3 protein-coding genes are annotated in these 3,696 nt (G+C 41.7%); 2 read left to right on the forward strand and 1 reads right to left on the reverse strand.

The features are described 5' to 3' along the window. The coding region (locus AC1DSE_RS32415; RefSeq protein WP_477528847.1) for a sialate O-acetylesterase at positions 1-1,405 on the forward strand (1,405 nt) is incomplete at its 5' end. A 54-nt stretch (positions 1,406-1,459) separates the two neighbouring features. On the opposite strand, the gene AC1DSE_RS32420 is transcribed toward AC1DSE_RS32415, so the two are convergent. Next, entirely contained in the window at positions 1,460-2,464 is a 1,005-nt protein-coding gene (locus AC1DSE_RS32420; protein ID WP_339203713.1) for a LacI family DNA-binding transcriptional regulator, read from the reverse strand. A 517-nt stretch (positions 2,465-2,981) separates the two neighbouring features. Here AC1DSE_RS32420 and AC1DSE_RS32425 point away from each other — a divergent pair. Further along, a partial coding sequence (locus tag AC1DSE_RS32425; protein WP_477528848.1) for an extracellular solute-binding protein occupies positions 2,982-3,696 on the forward strand: 715 nt, incomplete at its 3' end.

A 3,696-nucleotide genomic window follows, 5' to 3' on the forward strand; every position in this document is an offset into this window, starting at 1 on the left:
ACCTACCTATATAGGCAAGCCCTTAGTGAATCCGATGTTCGGTGATCACATGGTTCTTCAAAGGGATAAGCAGGCAGCCATATGGGGCTGGGCAGAGCCGAATACGAAAATAACCGTCCAAATGAATGATCGTGCAATTTCTGGGTTAGCAGATGTCGATGGCTATTGGAAAATAGAATTGGGTGTTTTTTCAGCAGGAGGACCTCATCAAATAACGGTTAGCAGCAGCAGAGAGAGGATTGAGCTCGTTGATGTTTTGTTTGGTGATGTATGGCTAAGCTCGGGGCAATCCAATATGGAGTTTAAGCTGCCCGCTGTAATGAATGCGGCAGAGGAGATGAAACAAGCAAACCATCCCAACATTCGATTTATGAAAATACCGCAAGCAACAAGTCCTGTTCCGCTATACATGGTAGACAAGGGAAGCAAATGGCAGACGGTGACATCCGATTCAGCTGTGGATTTCAGCGCCGTAGCTTATTTTTTTGCCCGTAAAATAAACAAGGAAACCAATGTACCTATCGGTATTCTCTTCTCAGCTGTTGGCGGTACAAAAGCAGAATCATGGACAAGCTACCCTATGTTGCAAAGCAATCCAGACTTTACAGCAGCAGCTGATGAGATTAGAACAGGCGCAGTGATGATTGAGACAGCTAAATCACCGATCGCTCTTTTTAATGGAATGATTGCGCCCCTTACGCCTTATAAATTAAAAGGTGTGCTCTGGTATCAAGGTGAAAGCAATTGGGGAGAGCGTCGCTATAACAAGCTGCTGCCTGATCTGATGAAGGATTGGCGCCTTGCTTTTTCGGATGAAAGTCTGCCGTTTATAATTATTCAAATTTCAGCATTCGGCACCGTTCAAAGCGAAGCTAATCCGGCGCAAACAAATGAAGGACTGCCGGAAATACGCGAGGCTCAGCTGAAAACGGTACAGAATGATACACACGCATGCCTTGTTGTCACAACAGATGTAGGAGATAGCGCTGATATCCATCCAACGAATAAGCAGGATGTCGGCTGGCGCTCTGCATTGTGTGCTTTAGGCAAATTTGACAACTATACGATTGAATATTCTGGACCCATTTATACGTCGATGGCGAAGGAAGGTGCGGCCATTCGTCTTTCTTTCGAGCATGCAGATTCAGGCTTAATGGCGGGAGTAAAGGCTGGACTTGAACCTGTACAGGAGGAGAAATCAGGCGAGCTGATCGGTTTTGCAATTGCGGGGGAAGATAAGAAATATTATGCTGCTAATGCCAAAATAGATGGCAACTCGGTCATTGTATCATCGGATAAGGTTGCTGAACCAGTATCGGTAAGATATGGCTGGAGCGATTCACCGACGATTAATTTGTATAATAAAGCAGGACTTCCCGCATCGCCATTTCGAACGGATTTTTAAACGAAGCACTACTACGAAAAGAGGATGACCGCGATGGTCATCCTCTTTTTATGTTTAATTTCTGAAAATAATCTCAGCTTGGATAAGGGTCCTCTCGTAGCTCGTTGTTGCGTTGAGTATTCTCCAAAGCATCTGATCAACAGCACGTTTGCCGAGCAGCTCCTTATCYACATTAACAGTAGCCAAAAAAGGAATCTGAGGATGGGTATTGTCGAAGCCGGTGAAAACGAGCGTTTCTGGAATATACATGCCGATATTTTTTAATGTATCTAACGCAAAAGAGGCAAATATATCATTGGCGCAAACAAATACTTCAGGTAAACCATGCTCCTCAATAGCAGCTTTGAATGTATCGTGAAAGTTTTCAATTTCCGGTCCCATTAGGGAAGGAATTTGCTTTAGTTCAATATCATTGTCCTCGAGAGCTGAACGGAAACCAAGGAATCGTTCATAGAAGCTTTGCGCATCTCTAATATTCCCTAAAAATTGATAGTTTTTGTAGCCTTTTGTAATGACGGCATTCATTATTTCTCTCATGCTGGACAAGTTGTCTGTAAAAATCGAGTCGCAGTGAAAGTTTGGATCGTAATGATCGACCATTACGACAGGAATGCCGAGCCGTTTAATATCAAGCAACACAGAGGTAGAAATAGAGCCTACAGTAATAATGCCCATAATAGCTTCAGGGTTTAAAAGTGAGAACATGGAGTCGTTAGTAGGCTCAGTTAATGTAAGGATGTTAATGCCCTTTTGGTTCAGCCTTGTAGATATGCCGTTAAATATTGGACCCCAATATAAGGAATCAGTATTTTGATAACGAACATTTGGGAAAAGCACTAGAATGGTTCCGGACCAGCTTCGTGATTCTGTATCCATCAGTTCGCTTGAAACAGGAGGCGTCTGCGCGTCCTTAAAATAACCAAGCTGTCCTGCAGCTCTTAATATCACTTCTCTTGTTTGTGGACTAACCCCCGATTTCCCGGATAACCCTCGTGAGACTGCGAATTTTGACAACCCTGTGTAATCGGCAATTGATTGAATCGTTACCTTCCGGCGCATAAATTTCATCCTACCTTAATTAGTTAGTTTGCCAAGCCATCTATATGTAAAGAAGTCCATTATTATATGTGAAGAAATGCTAGTCATTATTTTACCGTATTGTTACTAACAATTAAACTTGTTTTTTTATTGCTAAAAAACATTAAACATTATTATTTTATTTAGAGTTTTATTTAGGAAGTTCATTCACCTCAATGCTTTATTATTGTCTTTTTGTTATTTTGTTATGTAGATAAATATAGCTGTTTTTTCAAGGGTATACAAGCAATAAAACGGAATTCAACTTATTTTTTTAGAAATATTAGTGCGTTTAGATAACAAATAAAAAACAATTGACCAGTTTTGTTTTTGATGTTATATTCGTTATGCAAAACGAAATAACAAATTACGGAAATCGAATAACGAAAAGGCGGTGAGGTTAGCTGTTGGGTTTTTCAAAGTTTAGGAATGAAAGCGCTTTTAAATGGGGATTTTTACTTTATACCAACTGATGAATGTAAAAATGGGAGGTTCGGTCATGAGAAAAATACAAGGTTTGTCCATTTTGGTGTTATGTTTCATGCTCATACTTACAGCTTGCAGCGGCGGGAACGGCGGAAATAAAGGAACGAATAACGCTCCAAAAGAAAGCGCTGTCACTGATCCGACTGCAGCACCTGAGGAATCCACAGCAACACCAGAACCTGTCGATATGGGTGGACGCGTTATTAAAGTAGCTGCATGGTGGGATTTGACACCAGCAGGTGCAACGGCTTCCGAGAAAGAGCGTCTCGCTAAAATTGAAGAAGTTGAAAAAAAATATAATGTGAAAATCGAATTCATAAACGTTCCTTTTGAAGAATACATGCCGAAGTTTACGGCTACTGTCCTGACAGGTGAGCCTTTCGCAGACATCGTTCAAATGGAATACAAAGCAGCATTGCCGGCTGTATTGAAAGGCCAGCTGCTTCCGATCAGCGAGTTTACAACTTCAGCTAATAACATCAACAACGATGCAAACTTGATGGCCAAAGCGCCTGCTATAGCTGGCGGCGAATATGCATTTGACAATCCAGGTTCAGGCGGTACAGCCATGCACTACAATCGCGATTTGTTCAAAAAACTTGGCCTTCCGGATCTTCAAGAGCTTTATACAGGCGGCCAATGGAACTGGGAGAAGTTTTTGGAAATTGCAAAGCTAGCAACGAAGGATACAGATAATGACGGAAAAATTGACGTTTATGGCTTCTCAG

This window comes from Paenibacillus sp. 01L418 (assembly GCF_056400045.1).